This is a genomic window from Streptomyces sp. NBC_00207 (genome assembly GCF_045160965.1).
GTDB lineage: Bacteria > Actinomycetota > Actinomycetes > Streptomycetales > Streptomycetaceae > Streptomyces.
Genome location: NZ_CP130715.1, coordinates 4,053,592 through 4,070,410, shown reverse-complemented (window position 1 = coordinate 4,070,410; position 16,819 = coordinate 4,053,592). Strand labels below are relative to the sequence as shown.

The 16,819-nt window shown below is 71.9% G+C and carries 14 protein-coding genes and 1 riboswitch; of the genes, 12 read left to right on the top strand and 2 right to left on the bottom strand.

Annotation, left to right across the window (positions count from 1 at the left end; all coding sequences use genetic code 11):
• Nucleotides 1-57 precede the first annotated feature (57 nt).
• On the top strand, nt 58-681 hold the full coding sequence (locus OG472_RS19310) for a hypothetical protein (RefSeq protein WP_401608737.1): 624 nt from the start codon (nt 58-60) through the stop codon (nt 679-681).
• Nucleotides 678-2,198, top strand: coding sequence for a protein kinase domain-containing protein (locus OG472_RS19305; protein WP_401608740.1), 1,521 nt, complete (start codon nt 678-680; stop codon nt 2,196-2,198). Before OG472_RS19310 ends, OG472_RS19305 begins: the two co-directional genes overlap by 4 nt.
• Here OG472_RS19305 and OG472_RS19300 read toward each other — a convergent pair.
• Nucleotides 2,186-4,540: a YfhO family protein gene (locus OG472_RS19300; RefSeq protein ID WP_405830440.1), complete on the bottom strand. Its 2,355-nt coding sequence runs from the start codon at nt 4,538-4,540 to the stop codon at nt 2,186-2,188. The genes OG472_RS19305 and OG472_RS19300 overlap by 13 nt on opposite strands.
• A gap of 177 nt (nt 4,541-4,717) precedes the next feature.
• On the opposite strand from OG472_RS19300, the gene OG472_RS19295 reads away from it, so the two are divergent.
• Together OG472_RS19295 and OG472_RS19290 are read left to right on the top strand one after the other, a co-directional pair.
• Nucleotides 4,718-5,341 (top strand): SurA N-terminal domain-containing protein, encoded by a 624-nt coding sequence (locus OG472_RS19295; protein WP_401608744.1) that lies wholly within the window; start codon nt 4,718-4,720, stop codon nt 5,339-5,341.
• 28 nt (nt 5,342-5,369) lie between these two features.
• Nucleotides 5,370-6,392: a nucleoside triphosphate pyrophosphohydrolase gene (locus OG472_RS19290; protein WP_401608747.1), complete on the top strand. Its 1,023-nt coding sequence runs from the start codon at nt 5,370-5,372 to the stop codon at nt 6,390-6,392.
• A 12-nt stretch (nt 6,393-6,404) separates the two neighbouring features.
• On the opposite strand, the gene OG472_RS19285 is transcribed toward OG472_RS19290, so the two are convergent.
• Nucleotides 6,405-7,625: a globin domain-containing protein gene (locus tag OG472_RS19285; protein WP_405830438.1), complete on the bottom strand. Its 1,221-nt coding sequence runs from the start codon at nt 7,623-7,625 to the stop codon at nt 6,405-6,407.
• 121 nt (nt 7,626-7,746) lie between these two features.
• Here OG472_RS19285 and OG472_RS19280 point away from each other — a divergent pair, with 121 nt between their 5' ends.
• The 8 genes from OG472_RS19280 (at nt 7,747) to OG472_RS19245 (ending at nt 16,773) form a co-directional block, all read left to right on the top strand.
• Entirely contained in the window at nt 7,747-9,054 is a 1,308-nt protein-coding gene (locus tag OG472_RS19280) for a cytochrome P450 (RefSeq protein WP_401608751.1), read from the top strand.
• A gap of 71 nt (nt 9,055-9,125) precedes the next feature.
• Nucleotides 9,126-10,148 carry a transglycosylase family protein gene (locus OG472_RS19275; RefSeq protein WP_405830436.1) on the top strand — a complete coding sequence of 341 codons (1,023 nt, stop codon included), beginning with the start codon at nt 9,126-9,128 and terminating at the stop codon, nt 10,146-10,148.
• Nucleotides 10,149-10,427: 279 nt separating this feature from the next.
• A riboswitch (cyclic di-AMP (ydaO/yuaA leader) is annotated at nt 10,428-10,600 on the top strand.
• A gap of 3 nt (nt 10,601-10,603) precedes the next feature.
• The gene (locus tag OG472_RS19270) at nt 10,604-11,305 is read left to right on the top strand and encodes a transglycosylase family protein (protein WP_383575589.1); all 702 of its coding nucleotides are present in this window, start codon (nt 10,604-10,606) and stop codon (nt 11,303-11,305) included.
• Between the two features lie 279 nt (nt 11,306-11,584).
• On the top strand, nt 11,585-12,865 hold the full coding sequence (gene eno, locus OG472_RS19265) for a phosphopyruvate hydratase (protein WP_301370507.1): 1,281 nt from the start codon (nt 11,585-11,587) through the stop codon (nt 12,863-12,865).
• 100 nt (nt 12,866-12,965) lie between these two features.
• Entirely contained in the window at nt 12,966-13,454 is a 489-nt protein-coding gene (locus OG472_RS19260) for a septum formation initiator family protein (protein ID WP_327414369.1), read from the top strand.
• A gap of 71 nt (nt 13,455-13,525) precedes the next feature.
• The gene (locus OG472_RS19255; RefSeq protein WP_401608756.1) at nt 13,526-14,068 is read left to right on the top strand and encodes a DUF501 domain-containing protein; all 543 of its coding nucleotides are present in this window, start codon (nt 13,526-13,528) and stop codon (nt 14,066-14,068) included.
• Nucleotides 14,065-15,006, top strand: a complete 942-nt coding sequence (locus OG472_RS19250) for an exopolyphosphatase (protein WP_405830434.1) — start codon at nt 14,065-14,067, stop codon at nt 15,004-15,006. Before OG472_RS19255 ends, OG472_RS19250 begins: the two co-directional genes overlap by 4 nt.
• A gap of 390 nt (nt 15,007-15,396) precedes the next feature.
• Nucleotides 15,397-16,773: an NAD(P)/FAD-dependent oxidoreductase gene (locus OG472_RS19245; protein ID WP_037806875.1), complete on the top strand. Its 1,377-nt coding sequence runs from the start codon at nt 15,397-15,399 to the stop codon at nt 16,771-16,773.
• Nucleotides 16,774-16,819 lie beyond the last annotated feature (46 nt).

The following is a 16,819-nucleotide window of genomic DNA, read 5'->3' as shown; positions in this document are numbered from 1 at the left end:
GAACGCTGTATACCCTCAGACCCGAAACTTCTTCCGCACGGCCCGTCAGGAGCAGCGATGCACGGCCCCGGCCTTCCGCCGCAGCACGCCCCCCAGTCCACCGACGGGGGCGTGGTGGCACTGCGCGTGGTGTTCATGCTGCTGCCCATCCTGAGCTGCGGCTTCCTGGCCTGGGGCTCGATGCTGCGGCTCGCCCTGGTCACCCGCAAGTCCCGTGACTGGGTGCTGCTGGTGGTCAGCGGTGCGCTCGCCGTCCTGTGGATGACGCTGATCCAGCTCGACCCCACGCCCGACGTCAACGGCTGGCAGGGCAACCTCGGGGCCGGTGGCTCGATCTTCACCGGCCTCGCGATCTGCGTGTACTTCCTCGTCGCCGACATCAAGCACCACGAGGCCCGGAGGGCGGCGCTGCCCGCCTACGGCTACCCGGCCGCGCCCTACCACCCGCAGCAGGCCTCGCCCGCCTACGGGTACCCGCACGCCCAGACGCCCGTGCCCCGGCAGCCCGGTGCCGCGCCGGTCCCGCCGCAGGTGCCCCCGCAGCCGACCCCGCCGCCGCGCATCGGGCAGGTCCGCGCCGAACTCGACGAGCTCAGCGAGCTGCTGCGCAAGCAGACCCCGCCGCCCGGCGGCCCCTACCAGGACCCGAACCAGACCGCGATCCAGGACCCGAATCAGTGACCGACCGGCTCATCGGAGACCGCTACCAGCTGGCCTCCATCCTGGGACAGGGCGGCATGGGCCAGGTCTGGACCGCGTACGACAAGCGCCTGGACCGCCGGGTCGCCGTCAAGCTGCTGCGCCCCGACAAGGTCGCCGGCCCCGGCACCGTCGCCGAGGAGCTGCGCCGCCGCTTCGTGCGCGAGTGCCGGGTGACCGCGCAGGTCGACCACCCCGGCCTGGTCACCGTGCACGACGCCGGCAGCGACGGCGACGAACTGTTCCTCGTCATGGGCTACGTCGAGGGCACCGACCTCGCCGACCACCTCGCCGAGCACGGCCCCTACCCCTGGCAGTGGGCGGTCGCCGTCGTCGCGCAGCTGTGCTCGGTGCTCTCCGCGGTGCACGCGGTGCCGATCGTGCACCGCGACCTGAAGCCCCGCAACGTGATGATCCGCCCGGACGGCACCGTGCTCGTCCTGGACCTCGGTGTGGCCTCGGTGATGGACACCGACACCACCCGCCTCACCAGCACCGGCACACCCATCGGCAGCCCCGCGTACATGGCGCCCGAGCAGGCCATGAGCGGCGCGGTCGGCCCGTACACCGACCTGTACGCGCTGGGCGTGCTGCTCTACGAACTCCTCAGCGGCAACGTCCCCTTCGCGGGATCGACCGCCCTCGGCGTGCTCCACCGCCACCTGTACGAGCCCCCGGCCCCGGTCCGCCCGAAGCGCCCGGAGATCCCGCAGGAGCTGGAGGCGCTGCTGATGCGCCTGCTCGCCAAGGACCCGCAGGACCGCCCCGGTTCCGCGCAGGCCGTGTACGAGGCGCTCGCCCCGCTGCTGCCCGCCAGCGGCAGCCGGGCCCCCGCCGGCCCGCTCGACCCGACCCGCCCGTTCCTGCGTCCGCACGCCCCCTGGCCGGACCGGGCCACGGTGATCCCGCCGCAGCCGACCTCACCGCCCACCCCGGTCCCGACGCCCGCCCGGCCCGACATCCCCGGCGCCGTGGACGAGGCGCGCAAGCTGCTGGACCAGGGGCGGCTCACCCAGGCCGGGGACATCCTCGGCGGCATCCTCCCGGCGGCGGCCGCCGAGCACGGGGAGCACTCCCCGGTGGTCCGCTCCCTGCGCAAGCAGTACGCCGCCACGCTGATGGACGACGGCCAGTACCGCCGCGCCCTGCCGGAACTGCGCCGCCTCGCCGACGAGTTCCCGGCCGGCGACCCGCAGTCCCTGCGCTTCCGCTACGACGCGGCCCAGTGCCTGGAGCAGCTCGGCGAACCGGCCGCCGCCCTGGCGGAGTACCGCTCGCTGCTCCCGCTCTTCGAGAACCACTACGCCAACCCGGACCCGGGCCTGCCCCTGGAGGTCCGCCGCCGGATCGCCCACCTGCTGCTCTCCCTCGGCGACCGGCAGGCGGCCCACGAGACCCTGGCCCGGCTGCTGTTCGACGCGGACCGCCTGCACGGCCCGGCGCACCCCTTCCCCGCCGAGATCCGCCGGACCCTGCACTGGCTGGGTCAGGTGCGCTGACGCCGCCCGATCGCCAGGCCCGCCAGGACGACCAGGGCCAGCCCCGCCGCCGCGGCGCCCGGGAGCAGCCCCGGCGGGCGGAACGAGCAGCTGAGCGTGGTGGTGCGGCCGTCCAGGGGCAGGGCGACCAGTCCCAGATGGGCCGCGGCCGGGCGGCCGTTGCAGGTCCAGCCGGCGATCGCGGGGACGGAGAGGACCGCCGTGCCCGTGGCCCCCGCGGGCAGCTCGGCCCGGATCTGCGAGGAGCCGACGCGCAGGGAGGTCGCCGCAGTGGCGCGCAGGCCGGCCACCGCGGTGTCGAGGCGGGCGCGGTCCAGGCAGGACAGGGTCCACCGCGGGGGCGGGGCCGCGTCGAAGACCAGGGCCGAGGTGGCCCCGTGGGAGGCGCCCATCGGCTGCAGGGCGGCCCGGTTGCGGGGGGCGTTGCCGTTCAGGCGGAAGGCGGGCCCGTCCGCGAGGCGGGCCGTCGCGTTGTACTCCGGGGCCCACAGGTAGGCCTCCGTGCCCGCGCGGCAGACCCCGGGCGCGAGCGGGTCCTCGTACACCCGGGCGCCCAGCAGCAGTTCCTGGTTGGCGAAGGGGGAGTCGCCGTAGGAGAGGGGTGCTCCGGGCGGGCGGGTCGTCACCAGCGGGGGGACCTCGGCGCGGCGGACCGTGCCGTCGGGCTGCAGGCGCGCGCCGACCGCGAAGAGGGCGTCCGTCACCGGGTTGTCGATGCTCTGGACGTTGCGCCCGCGCGAGGTCCAGCCGGCACCGAGGGCGACCATCGTGTGCGTGAACACCTCCGGGGTGTGGCTGCTGTAGTACGAGCCGCCCTCCCCGCCCAGCAGCATCGGGTCGTTGCCCGACAGGGCGGGCCGGCTCGGGTCGGTGCGGTACGCCGGCCAGCCCTCGGCGCCGGCCAGGGCCTCGGCGCGCGCGGTGTGGGCCGCCCCCCAGGACGGGTAGTCGTCGAGCCCGCCCAGCTTTCCCTTGTGACCGTAGGCGGTCGTCGCGGCCGCCTGGGCCAGCAGGACCACGGCCAGCAGCCCGGCCGCGGGGAGTGCCAGCCGGCGGTGGCGCAGCGCCCACCAGGCGGCGCCCGCCAGTGCGAGCCCGCCCGCGAACAGCGCGTACCCCCAGTCCGTCCCGAGCGTGCTCCCGCGCGCCCACAGCACGGCGGCCGCGAGCAGGCCCGCGCCCGCCGCCAGCGCCGGCAGCCGGGGCGGGCCCGCCGCCAGCCCGGTCCAGGCGGCGATCACGGCGATCCCGGCGAGCACGAAGGTCTGCCGGTACGGGCTTCCGTTCGGGGTCGCGAAGAGGTGCCAGGCCAGGTGGGTCGGGGCCCACTGGAGCGAGAGCGCCACGGCTGCCGTCAGCCCCGCCCACCACAGCCGGGTGCGTACCGGTACCGCCCGGTGGAAGGGCAGCGCGGCCACCAGCAGCAGGGTCCCGGTGCCCACGAAGACGGCGGGGGAGGAGAAGGAGTACGTCGCGGGCATCAGCCGCGCGAAGAGGTCGGCCCAGGACACCGGCCGGAACTCCTTGACCCACCCGGGGTAGGCCCGGCCCGAGCTGAGGAAGAGGGGAACGAGCACCGGCGCCGCGAGCACGATCCCCAGCAGGGTCGTCCCGGCCGCCCGCGCGATCAAGGCCGCCCGGGTCCGCAGGCCCTCCCGGGTCAGCACCACCCGTACCACCAGCACCAGCGCCGCACCGAGCGTCGCCATGTACGCGGTGTAGAAGTTCGCCGTCCAGCAGACGGCGACGACCAGTGGCGCGAGCAGGAGCCGGCGCCCGCGCAGGGCCCATTCGCCGGTCAGGCACAGCAGGGGGAAGGCGATCAGCCCGTCCAGCCACATGGGGTTGTAGGAGGCCTCGATCACCGACCAGCCGCACAGCGCGTACGAGGCCCCGAGCAGCCCCGCCGCCCACCACGGCCCGCGGCGCTGGGTGCGCAGCAGCCAGGCCATCGCCGCCGCCGCGACCGCCATCTTCAGCACGGTGACGACGTACACCGCGAGGTCTATGTCCGCGCGCGGGAAGAGCCCGACGAGGACGGAGAGCGGGCTCGTCAGATAGGTGCCCAGGTCGGGCAGGAAGCTGGTGCCGTACCCGGACTGCCAGTTGAACAGCAGCCCGCCCTCCGCGCGGCCGTGCAGGAGGTCCCACAGGTGCGCGTGGAAGGGCACGAACTGATTGCCGAGGTCGTTGATGCTGCGGTGGCGCGATCCGTAGGGGAAGACGCGGGCGGCGGCGTCCCCGGCGCACACGGCCACCGCCGTGAGCAGGGCGGCGAGCGCCGAGCCGGACAGGCTCAGGCGGCGCGGCGAGCGGTGCTGTGAGCGGTGCGGTGTCGACATGGTGGGCCGACCCTGGCACCACCGGGGGACCGAAGGATGGCCGCCAGATGAACGCGCACCCCGACACCTCGGGAATCGTTGGTCGAACCGGTGGCTCGGACCACCCTGACTGCATACCATCGATCACCGCACGGCCCTTGTGCACCGACGCACAATCTCCCGGCCCTGGAGGCTCCTTTGCACCGTCGCACAGCGCTCTCCGTATCCGCCGCCCTGCTCCTGGCGGCGCCCCTGCTGTCCGCCTGCTCGGGCGAGTCCCGGCCCGGCACCGCGGCCGTCGTCGGCGGCGAACGGATCACCACCTCCGCCCTCCAGGCCCAGGTCAACGACGTCCGCGCGGCGCAGAACCGCACCGGGCAGGCCGCCGCCGAGCTCATCGCGAGCACCCCCAACCTGGAGCGGCAGAAGCTCGACTCGATGCTCCAGAGCCACGTCATCGACAAGATGGCCGAAACCGCCGGGGTCTCCGCCTCCGTCAAGGAGATCGAGGACGAGCGCACGGCGTACGTGGACGAGAACAAGGGGACCGAGCAGTTCGAGGCGCTGCTCCTGCAGAAGGGCGCCATGGCCCCCGGCCAGGTCGACCGCTTCCTGCGGGACCGGGTCCTGCTGACCAAGCTGACCGCGAAGTACGGCCAGGGGAAGCTGGAGGAGCCCGCCCGGGCCGCCGCGACCGACCTGCACATCGCGGTCAACCCGCGCTACGGCTCCTGGGACGTCGGGCAGATCAGGCTCGGCGCCGGCGAGACCCCCTGGATCACCCAGCGGACCCGGCCCGAGCAGGCACCCGCCGGAGCCTGAGGCGCCCCGCCGGAGGTAGGTTCGGAGGGTGACCGAGCACTCCGAGCCCACCGCCGCCGAGCCCACGGGCCGCATCGTCCTGCTGACCACCAGCCACCGGGTCGCCCCCGGCGTGCTGTCCTGGCCGGCGTGGCAGACCCTGCACGCCGCGGACCGGGTGCTGTGCGCCGACCCCGGGCACCCGCAGCTGCCGTACCTGCGGGAGGCGGGCATCGAGGTCGCCTTCGGGACCCCGGACGCGCACGAGCTGGTCGAGGCCTGCGCGGGCGGCCGTACGGTCGTGCTGCTCCCGAGCGGGGAGGGCGACCGGCGCCTCACCGACGGGCTGGCCCGGCTGGCCGGCTCCGGCCGCGTCTCCATGCCCGACCTGGAGCTGCTGCCCGGCTCCTACGACCTGCCCGGCGCGCGCCTGCTCGACCTGGTCCAGGTGATGGACCGGGTCCGGCGCGAGTGCCCGTGGACCTCGCGGCAGACCCACAAGGGCCTGGCCAAGTACGCGATCGAGGAGGCGTACGAGCTCGTCGAGGCCATCGAGGACGGGGACCGGGAGGAGCTGCGCGAGGAGCTCGGCGACGTCCTGCTCCAGGTGGTCTTCCACGCGCGGATCGCGGAGGAGGGCGGCGGCGATGCCGAGGACGGCGAGGACGGCGAGGACGCCGCCGGGGCCTTCTCCATCGACGACGTGGCCGCGACCCTCGTGGAGAAGCTGATCCGCCGCCACCCGCACGTCTTCGGCGACGCGGAGGCCGAGACCCCGGAGGACGTGAACGCGCACTGGCAGCGCACCAAGGCGGTGGAGAAGCAGCGGGAGTCGGTCACCGACGGGATCCCGGTGGGCCAGCCGGGTCTGGCGCTCGCGGCCAAGCTCGCGGGCCGGGTCCGTGCGGGCGGTGTGGCCGTGGAGCTGCCCCGCGGCGAGGGGATCGGGTACGAGCTGCTGGCACTGGCGGCACGTGCCGAGGCGGCGGGGACCGACCCCGAGACCGCACTGCGCGCGGCGGCCCGCGTCTACCGGGACGCGATCCGCGCCGCCGAGGGCGTCGGCGAGTAGGACCGGCGGGGTTCAGCCGGTCCCGTGGTCCCGGGGCGCGCGGCCCGCGGGGTTGTGCCAGTGCGGCGACGGGCGGTTCAGGAACCACTCGCCGAAGCCCAGCGGGCGGCCTCCGGGCCCCTGGCCCTTGCCGGCGGCGGGTACGGAGTCGTGGAAGAGGCGGCCGGGGCGGGCGCCCAGCTCCTGGAGGAGGTGGACGGTCTCCTCGATGAACTGCGGCGGGCCGCTGAGGTACACGTCCTGGTCCGGCCACATGCCGCGGTTGCCGAGCGCCGTCGCGAGCCGGTCGGTGGCCTGGTTGCGGTGCCGCCCGGGGGCGGGCGTGATGTAGGTGACGCCGAGCCAGCCGCACCGGGCGGCGTACGCGTCGATGAGGGGGCGGTCGTAGAGGTGCGCGCCGTCCCGCGCCACCACGAAGAGCCGTACGTCCTGATCGGGAGGGTGTTCCGCCAGTTCCTCCAGCATGGCCCGGATCGGCGCCCAGCCGGTGCCGGCGGCGATGAAGCTGACGGGGCGGTCGGCGCGGCGGAAGGTCAGCCGCCCGCCGGCGGCGCCGAGCCGCAGGACGTCGCCCGGCTGCGTCTCGCGGACCAGGGCGGTGCTGAGGCGCCCCTGGTCGATCCGGCTGACGTGGAGGTCGACGGTGCCGTCGGGGCGGGGGGCGTTGCCGATGGAGTAGGTGCGCCACGTCGTGGGGACCCGCTCGCTGCTCACGCTCGTGTACTGGCCCGGGAGATAGGGGAAGGGGGCGTGCGGCCGCAGCGTCAGCACGCCGATGTCCGGCCCGTACTGGAGGTGGCGCACGACCTCCGCGTCCCACCACGGCGGGTCCTCGCTCGCGTCGGCGCCGGCGATCATCGCGTCGGCGATCACCTGGTAGGCCTCGCCCCAGGCCTTCTCGACCCGCGGGGCCCAGGCCTCTCCGGAGGTCTCGGCGAGGGCGGCGAGGAGGCTGCAGCCGACGGCCGCGTAGTGCTCGGGGCGGGCGAGGAACTTGCGGTGGTCGCGCCCCAGGTCGCGTAGATAGGGGACGAGGCTCTCGTCGTCGAGGTGGGCGATCACGTGGGTGAGCGCGGCGAAGAGGCGGTCCCGCTGACGCTCCATGTCCTCGAAGGAGGCCGGGAAGAGGTCGCGGATTCCCGGGTTGTGCCAGAAGAGGTGGGAGTAGAAGAACTTGACCGCGTGCTCGGCCCGCCTCTCCACCACCGCGAAACTGCTTTTCAAGATCCTCACATCCACAAAACCGAAAGTAGGAATGCCGGGGGAGGCGAGGTCAAGTGATGGGTGATCTGCGGACAGCCGCGACGAACGGGCCATATGGGATGGCGGTCCGGCGCCGGGATACGGTCGTGCCGTGCATGAGCAGACCCCCGCAGACCCCGCCGACACCCCTTCCGCCGAGGGCCCGACCCTCTTCGACTGGGAGTTCGCGACCGACCCCTACCCGGCCTACGCCTGGCTGCGCGAGCACTCCCCGGTGCACCGCACCAAGCTCCCCAGCGGAGTCGACGCCTGGCTGGTCACCCGGTACGCCGACGCCCGCCAGGCCCTCGCCGACCAGCGCCTGAGCAAGAATCCGGCGCACCACGCGGAGCCCGCGCACGCCAAGGGCAAGACCGGGATCCCGGGCGAGCGCAAGGCGGAGCTGATGACGCACCTGCTCAACATCGACCCGCCGGACCACACCCGGCTGCGTCGGTTGGTGTCGAAGGCGTTCACCCCGCGCCGCGTCGCCGAGTTCACCCCGCGGGTGCAGGCGCTCACCGACCACCTGATCGACGGCTTCGCCGCGAAGGGGGAAGCGGACCTCATCCACGAGTTCGCCTTCCCGCTCCCCATCTACGCCATCTGCGAGATGCTCGGCGTACCGCGCGAGGACCAGGACGACTTCCGCGACTGGGCCGGCATGATGATCCGCCACGGCGGCGGTCCGCGCGGCGGGGTCGCCCGGTCGGTGAAGCAGATGCGGACCTACCTCGGTGAACTCATCCACCGCAAAAGGGATGATCTGGGCAATGACCTCATCTCCGACCTGATCCGGGCGAGCGACCACGGCGACCACCTCACGGAGGCCGAGGCCACCGCCATGGCCTTCATCCTGCTCTTCGCCGGCTTCGAGACGACCGTGAACCTCATCGGCAACGGGGTCCACTCCCTCTTCATGAACCCCGGCCAGCGCGAGCGCCTCCAGCGCTCCCTCGCCGCCGGCGAGACCGGGCTGCTGGCCACCGGGGTCGAGGAACTCCTGCGCTACGACGGCCCCGTGGAGCTGGCGACGTGGCGGTTCGCCACCGAGTCGCTGAGCCTCGGCGGGCAGCGGATCGAGGCCGGGGATCCGGTCCTGGTCGTCCTCGCGGCCGCCGACCGCGATCCCGAGCGGTTCGCGGAACCGGATACCCTCGACCTCTCCCGGACCGACAACCAGCACCTCGGGTACGGGCACGGCATCCACTACTGCCTGGGCGCTCCGCTCGCGCGACTCGAGGGACAGACGGCACTCGCGACCCTGCTGACGCGTCTGCCCGATCTGGAACTCGCTGTTCCGCCCCAAGACCTGCGCTGGCGTGGGGGGTTGATCATGCGAGGGCTACGTACTCTTCCCGTTCGCTTCGCGGCTCAAAACACTTGTGCGACTTCTGATGAAAAGTCAGATCCCGCTTGAACTTGTGACAATCGTTCGAAGGCCGCTAGGTTCTGCCGTTACCTTGTTGTTATGCGAAAGGTGCACGCCTCATGCGTTCCGGGAACGGCCGCCACAGACGCCCCCGTCAGGTCCCCGCGCTGGTAGTCACAGCCGGAGTCACTGGCTCCGCGCTGGCTCTGCCGCTGCTAGCCGCCACCAATGCCACCGCTGCCGACACCGCGACCTGGGACAAGGTCGCCGAGTGCGAGAGCGGCGGCTCGTGGAGCGCCAACTCCGGCACCGGCGCGTACGGCGGGCTGCAGTTCACCCAGGAGGAGTGGCAGAACGCCGGCGGACTCGACTTCGCAGAGCGGGCCGACCTCGCGAGCCGGTCCCAGCAGATCGCCGTGGGCGAGCGGGTGCTGGCCTCGCAGGGGCCGCAGGCGTGGCCGCTGTGCGCCACCTCGGCCGGTCTGGAGCAGCAGGGCCCCGCCGCCAAGGTGGACCCCGGTCTGCCCGGCACCTCCAGCCCGATCGCCCCCTCGCCGTCCCGCCCGGACGACTCGGTGCCGTCCACCACCGGCGGCGAGCCGGCCAAGGACTTCGGCGCCCCGACCCACGCGGCGCCCAGCCCGACCGGCAGCCCCTTCCTCATCCCCGAGGCGCCCTCCGTCGGACTGCCCGTCATGCCGGCGCCGGACGCCCCGACGACGCCTCCCGTCGACCCGTCCCAGCCGGTGCTCCCGGGCACCCCCGGCACCACGCCGCTGCCCCCCGTCGACCCGACGGCTCCGACCCTCCCGGTGGACCCCTCGTCGCCCACCACCCCGCCCGCCACCCCGGTGGACCCGGCCTCCCCGACCGCTCCGGCGACCCCGGGCGCCACTCCGGAAGGCACTCCGGGCGAAGGCAACGGCAAGCACCGCGGTGCGCCCGCGGCCGAGGCCCCGGTCCCGTCCGGCGCCGCGGCGGCACCCGTGTACACGGTGCAGGAGGGCGACAGCCTGGCGACCATCGCGGTTGCCAAGGGAGTCAAGGGCGGCTGGAACGGCCTCTACGAGGCCAACGAGCAGGTCATCGGCGAGGACGCCAACCTGATCAAGCCCGGACAGAACCTGGATCTAACCACGTAATAAGGACACTTCGGGCAAGCGGAAAGACCTGATTGTCGGTTATCTGTAAGTGAGACATGCGTCTCTTCCGGTCAACTGGCGTGTCCCGCCTCGGGGCTTCCGCAAACCCCGCCCTCACCTGCGCAAACGCCCCTGAGGAGAGCGCAAGTAGGGGCCCCCTCTCCCCGATGTTCCTCGTTGAACATCGGGGAGAGACCTGTCTACCTTCTGAATCGCCCGCCACCGCGGGCTCCTTCGACCGCATCGCCGAATCCTGCCGGCGGACGGGGGGAACAGTCGTCGCGTCAAGCGCCGAAGGCAGGAGCGGGGGAACCAAGGTAGGTGCCGGGAGCGGCCGTTGAGAGACGGTCACGCCACCGGCTAGGGGTTAAGACGTGCGCTAGGTCGCACGGCCGGGCAACTCACTCGCCCGAACCCGACAGCTCACCTCGTAGGCGTCGGTGAGGAGAAAATCCATGCTGCTTTCCGGCAAGGGCAAGCACCGTCGCGGCTCCAAGGCCGTCCGCATCGTCACGCTCGCCGGTGTCGCCGGTGTGGCCGTCGCCGCCCCCCTGATGGCCGCGGGCTCCGCCAGCGCCGCCACCGCGTCCGAGTGGGACAAGGTCGCGCAGTGCGAGTCCGGTGGCAACTGGTCCATCAACACGGGCAACGGCTACTACGGCGGCCTGCAGTTCTCGTCCTCCACGTGGGCCGCGTACGGCGGCAAGTCGTACGCCGCGCAGGCCAACCAGGCCTCGAAGTCCCAGCAGATAGCCATCGCCGAGAAGGTCCTCAAGGGCCAGGGCAAGGGCGCCTGGCCGAGCTGCGGCAAGGGTCTGTCGAACTCCTCCTACACCGGTGGCGGCACGGAGAGCTCGACGCAGAACAAGCCGAAGGCCGACTCGAAGAAGACCGAGCAGAAGGTCGCCCCCAAGGCCGCGCCGAAGAAGGAGACCAAGCGCTCCGAGGCCCCGACCACCCGCTCCGAGCGCCCCGCCGCCCCCGAGGCCCCGAAGACCGGCAACGGCTCCTACGAGGTCAAGCCCGGCGACACCCTGGGCACCATCGCCGAGGCCAACGGCGTCAAGGGCGGCTGGGAGAAGCTCTTCGAGCTGAACAAGGACATCGTCTCGGACGCCGACCTGATCTTCCCGGGTCAGAAGCTGAAGCTCAGCTGAACACTGCGGCAATAGCCGCAGGAGCGTACGCAACGCACAGCACCACCCCCGCCCGGCGCGTCTCCCCCACGCGCCGGGCGGCGGTGTGCGTACCGGGTGCCGGGGCGATATCCGGAGACCTATGTCCCGGAAGAGGGGTATTCGGTCCCTTTTTCGTCCCAGGGGTCGGGCGGTCGGGCGGTCGAGTGCTCCGGGCCGGTTAGGCTCTAAGCGGCAAGGCCGTCCCACGGCCTGACATGCCACCGCACACCCAGCGTCACATCCCAGAAGGAGATGCTCGTGCCGTCCATCGACGTCGTCGTAGCCCGGGAAATCCTGGACTCCCGAGGCAACCCCACGGTCGAGGTCGAGGTGGGCCTCGACGATGGCAGCACCGGCCGTGCTGCAGTTCCGTCCGGCGCCTCCACCGGTGCATTCGAGGCCATCGAGCTCCGTGACGGTGACCCCAACCGTTACTTCGGCAAGGGTGTCGAGAAGGCCGTCCTCGCCGTCATCGAGCAGATCGGCCCGGAGCTCGTCGGCTACGACGCCACCGAGCAGCGCCTGATCGACCAGGCCATGTTCGACCTGGATGCCACCGACAACAAGGGCTCGCTCGGCGCCAACGCCATCCTCGGCGTCTCCCTCGCCGTCGCGCACGCCGCGTCCGAGGCCTCGGACCTTCCGCTCTTCCGTTACCTCGGCGGTCCGAACGCGCACCTGCTGCCCGTTCCGATGATGAACATCCTCAACGGTGGGTCGCACGCCGACTCCAACGTGGACATCCAGGAGTTCATGATCGCCCCCATCGGCGCGGAGTCCTTCTCCGAGGCGCTGCGTTGGGGTGCCGAGGTCTACCACACCCTCAAGAAGGTCCTGCACACCAAGGGTCTCTCCACCGGCCTGGGCGACGAGGGCGGCTTCGCCCCGAACCTGGAGTCCAACCGCGCCGCGCTCGACCTCATCATCGAGGCCATCAAGCAGGCCGGCTACACCCCGGGCACGGACATCGCGCTCGCGCTCGACGTCGCCGCGTCCGAGTTCTACAAGGACGGCCAGTACGAGTTCGAGGGCAAGTCCCGCTCGGCCGCCGAGATGACGGACTACTACGCCGAGCTCGTCGAGGCGTACCCGCTCGTCTCCATCGAGGACCCGCTGTTCGAGGACGACTGGGACGGCTGGAAGACCATCACCGACCGCCTCGGCGCCAAGGTCCAGATCGTCGGTGACGACCTGTTCGTCACCAACCCGGAGCGTCTGGCCCGCGGTATCGAGGAGGGCTCCGCGAACGCCCTGCTCGTCAAGGTGAACCAGATCGGCTCGCTGACCGAGACCCTGGACGCCGTCGAGATGGCCCAGCGCAACGGCTTCAAGTGCATGATGTCCCACCGCTCCGGTGAGACCGAGGACGTCACCATCGCCGACCTCGCCGTCGCCGTGAACTGCGGTCAGATCAAGACCGGCGCCCCGGCCCGCTCGGACCGCGTCGCCAAGTACAACCAGCTGCTGCGCATCGAGGAGATCCTCGACGACGCCGCGGTGTACGCGGGCCGCAGCGCCTTCCCGCGCTTCAAGGGCTAATCACCCCCCTGAGGGGCTGGCCTCCGTACGTCCCCGCACTCGGTCCCGTACCGTGTGCGGGGACGTATTTGCGTAGTGCGTACACAGGGGAGGCGGACCAATGGCCGGGAACCGGGATCGGTTCTCCACCTTCTCCACCGCGACCAGGCTCAAGCAGCTCGGTGAGCGGACCGCCGCCCACGTCTACCGCTCGCAGTCGCGCCGGCAGGTCCGCCGCAGCCGGCTCACGGGCCGCGCCGCGCTCCTGGTGCTCGTCCTCTGTACGCTGGTCGTCGCCCTCGCGTATCCGATGCGCCAGTACGTCTCCCAGCGCACGGAGATCGCGGAGCAGCAGCGGGCGGCCGCCACCGCGCGGGTCCGCCTGGAGCGGCTGCGCGACGAGAAGGCCCGCTGGCAGGACGACGCCTACGCGGAGCAGCAGGCGCGCAGGCACCTGCACTTCCTGCGCCCGGGGGAGATCGGCTACATCATGAGCGACCCCGGGGCCCAGCCCCCGGAACCGCACCGTACAGGCCAGGCCGGCTCCGACCGGCCCTGGTACTCGAACGTCTGGGACGGCGTCGACAAGGCCGACCGCCCCGGCGACTGAAGCGCACCCGGCACGCCGGCACCCCGGCACCGCAGCACCCATCCACGAGAACGAAGAGACTTCCTCCAGGCATGCAGACGCCCCCGCCCCAGACCGACCGGACCGAGCCGACCGACGCGGACATCGAGGCGTTCGAGCAGCAGCTCGGCCGCCCGCCGCGCGGGCTGCGCGCCATCGCGCACCGCTGCCCCTGCGGGCAGCCGGATGTGGTGGAGACCGCCCCGCGGCTCCCCGACGGCACCCCGTTCCCGACGCTGTACTACCTGACGTGCCCGCGCGCGGCCTCCGCGATCGGCACGCTGGAGGCCAACGGCGTGATGAAGGAGATGCAGGCGCGGCTCGCCGAGGACCCGGAACTCGCCGCCGCCTACCAGGCCGCGCACGAGGACTACATCCGGCGCCGCGACGCCATCGAGGTGCTCCAGGGCTTCCCGAGCGCCGGCGGGATGCCGGACCGGGTGAAGTGCCTGCACGTGCTGGTCGGTCACTCCCTGGCCGCGGGCCCGGGCGTGAACCCGTTCGGCGACGAGGCCCTGGCGATGCTGCCGGAGTGGTGGGCCAAGGGCGCGTGCGTCACCCCGTGCGCGGAGAAGAAGGAAGAGGAGTCCCGGTGACCCGGGTCGCCGGCATCGACTGCGGTACGAACTCCATCCGGCTCCTCGTCGCGGACTGCGACCCCGCCACCGGCGAGCTGGTCGAGCTGGACCGGCGGATGACCATCGTCCGCCTCGGCCAGGGCGTGGACCGGACCGGGCGCCTCGCCCCGGAGGCGCTGGAGCGCACCTTCGCGGCCTGCCGCGAGTACGCGTCGGTCATCCGGGAACTCGGTGCGGAGCGGGTGCGCTTCGTGGCCACCTCCGCCTCCCGCGACGCCGAGAACCGCGACGAGTTCGTCCAGGGGGTCCTGGGCATCCTGGGCGTCGAGCCCGAGGTGATCTCCGGCGACCAGGAGGCGGAGTTCTCCTTCACCGGCGCCACCAGGGAACTCGCGGCGCACGATCACCTGGAGCGGCCGTTCCTGGTGGTGGACATCGGCGGCGGCTCGACCGAGTTCGTGGTCGGCGAGGAGCACGTGCGCGCCGCCCGTTCGGTGGACGTGGGCTGCGTCCGGATGACCGAGCGTCACCTGGTGGTGGACGGGGTCGTCACCGACCCGCCGGACCCGGAGCAGATCGCCGCCATGCGGGCCGACATCGAGGCCGCCCTCGACCTGGCGGCCGAGACGGTCCCGCTGGCCGAGGCGCGGACCCTGGTGGGCCTGGCCGGTTCGGTGACCACGGTCGCCGGGATCGTCCTCGGCCTGCCGGAGTACATCTCCTCGGAGATCCACCACTCGCGGATCTCCTACGAGCAGGTCCGCGAGGTCGGCGAGCGGATGCTGACGGCGACGCACGCCGAGCGCGCGGCGATCCCCGTGATGCATCCGGGCCGGGTGGACGTGATCGGGGCCGGCGTTCTGGTGCTTATGGCGATCATGGAAAGGACCGGCGCCACCGAGGTCATCGTGTCCGAGCACGACATCCTCGACGGAATCGCCTGGTCCATCGCCTGAACGACCTTCGAACCAGGGGTTGAGGGGTCTTCGGACCCATGATCTACATCAACTTCGTGAAGTTCTTCACAAGGAAAAGGGGCCTGCGGGGTCATCGGAAGGTCCGTTTGGGGCCTTCCGGAGGCCCTCAGGCCCCTTTCCGCGTGTGTTCGTGCGATCGGCGGACGCCGCGGGCTCCGTGTCAGAGGTACCGACGAACCCCTGTGGTCCAGTCCGGTTGAAGCCTTGGAGGCCAGTTCAGGACGGGTGAACAACGACTCCTGATACACGGTGGTTCCCGTTGCGCGCCATGACGTCCGTCACGCGGGCGGCGGAGTGTAGCAGAGCCCCTCCGACTCCTTGTGAAGGGGCTCACGAGCGGCACCCCTTTGGGTGCTGGATACTCGTTCCATGAGCACCACGGAGCGTCCCAGGATCCTCGTTGTAGGAGGTGGGTACGTAGGCCTGTACGCAGCCAAGCGCATCATGAAGAAGATGCGTTACGGCGAGGCGACCGTCACGGTCGTCGACCCGCGCTCGTACATGACCTACCAGCCCTTCCTCCCTGAAGTGGCCGCAGGCAGCATCTCGCCTCGGCACGTCGTCGTCCCGCTGCGACGCGTGCTGCCCAAGGCAGAGGTTCTCACCGGCCGGGTCACCAGCATCGACCAGGACCGCAAGGTCGCCGTCGTCACGCCGCTGGTCGGCGAGGCGTACGAGCTGCCCTTCGACTACCTGGTGATCGCGCTCGGCGCCGTCTCCCGCACCTTCCCGATCCCCGGCCTCGCCGAACAGGGCATCGGTATGAAGGGCGTCGAAGAGGGCATCGGCCTGCGCAACCACGTCCTCGAGCAGCTCGACAAGGCCGAGTCCACGACGGACGAGAACGTCCGCCGCAAGGCCCTCACCTTCGTCTTCGTCGGCGGCGGCTTCGCCGGTGCGGAGACCATAGGCGAGGTCGAGGACATGGCCCGCGACGCCGCGAAGTACTACTCCACGATCAAGCGCGAGGACATGCGCTTCATCCTGGTCGACGCGGCCGACAAGATCCTTCCCGAGGTCGGGCCCAAGCTCGGCACCTGGGGCAAGGAGCACCTCGAGTCCCGCGGCATCGAGATCTACCTCAACACCTCCATGGACTCCTGCGTGGACGGCCACGTGGTGCTGAAGAACGGCCTCGAGGTCGACTCCAACACCATCGTCTGGACCGCCGGCGTCAAGCCGAACCCGGTGCTGGCCCGCTACGGCCTGCCGCTGGGCCCCCGCGGCCACGTGGACGCCCAGCCGACCCTCCAGGTCACGGGCACGGACTACATCTGGACCGCCGGCGACAACGCCCAGGTTCCCGACGTCGCCGCCCGCAAGGCCGGCGTCGAGAACGCCTGGTGCCCGCCGAACGCCCAGCACGCGCTGCGCCAGGCCAAGGTCCTCGGCGACAACGTCATCTCGGGCATGCGGGGCTTCCCGCAGGCCGAGTACTCGCACTCCAACAAGGGTGCGGTGGCGGGCCTCGGCCTCCACAAGGGCGTCGCGATGATCGTCATGGGCAAGATGAAGATCAAGCTCAAGGGCCGGCTCGCCTGGTACATGCACCGTGGCTACCACGGCATGGCCATGCCGACCTGGAACCGCAAGATCCGCGTCTTCGCCGACTGGACCCTCGGCATGTTCCTCAAGCGCGAGGTCGTCTCGCTGGGTGCTCTCGAGACCCCGCGCGAGGAGTTCTACGAGGCCGCCAAGCCCGCCCCGGCTCCGGCCGCCACGGCCCAGAAGGCCAAGGCTTCCTGACCCGGCGCCAGCCGGCAGGAGCCTGAGCAGTACCTGCACGTCCCCG

What these genes read in the sequence shown, in the direction of transcription:
- OG472_RS19255 (WP_401608756.1), top strand. Translation starts at nt 13,526, where the DNA reads ATGCAGACGCCCCCGCCCCAGACCGACCGGACCGAGCCGACCGACGCG.
- OG472_RS19275 (WP_405830436.1), top strand. Translation starts at nt 9,126, where the DNA reads ATGCGTTCCGGGAACGGCCGCCACAGACGCCCCCGTCAGGTCCCCGCG.
- OG472_RS19270 (WP_383575589.1), top strand. Translation starts at nt 10,604, where the DNA reads ATGCTGCTTTCCGGCAAGGGCAAGCACCGTCGCGGCTCCAAGGCCGTC.
- OG472_RS19300 (WP_405830440.1), bottom strand. Translation starts at nt 4,540, where the DNA reads ATGTCGACACCGCACCGCTCACAGCACCGCTCGCCGCGCCGCCTGAGC.
- OG472_RS19245 (WP_037806875.1), top strand. Translation starts at nt 15,397, where the DNA reads ATGAGCACCACGGAGCGTCCCAGGATCCTCGTTGTAGGAGGTGGGTAC.
- OG472_RS19260 (WP_327414369.1), top strand. Translation starts at nt 12,966, where the DNA reads ATGGCCGGGAACCGGGATCGGTTCTCCACCTTCTCCACCGCGACCAGG.
- OG472_RS19310 (WP_401608737.1), top strand. Translation starts at nt 58, where the DNA reads ATGCACGGCCCCGGCCTTCCGCCGCAGCACGCCCCCCAGTCCACCGAC.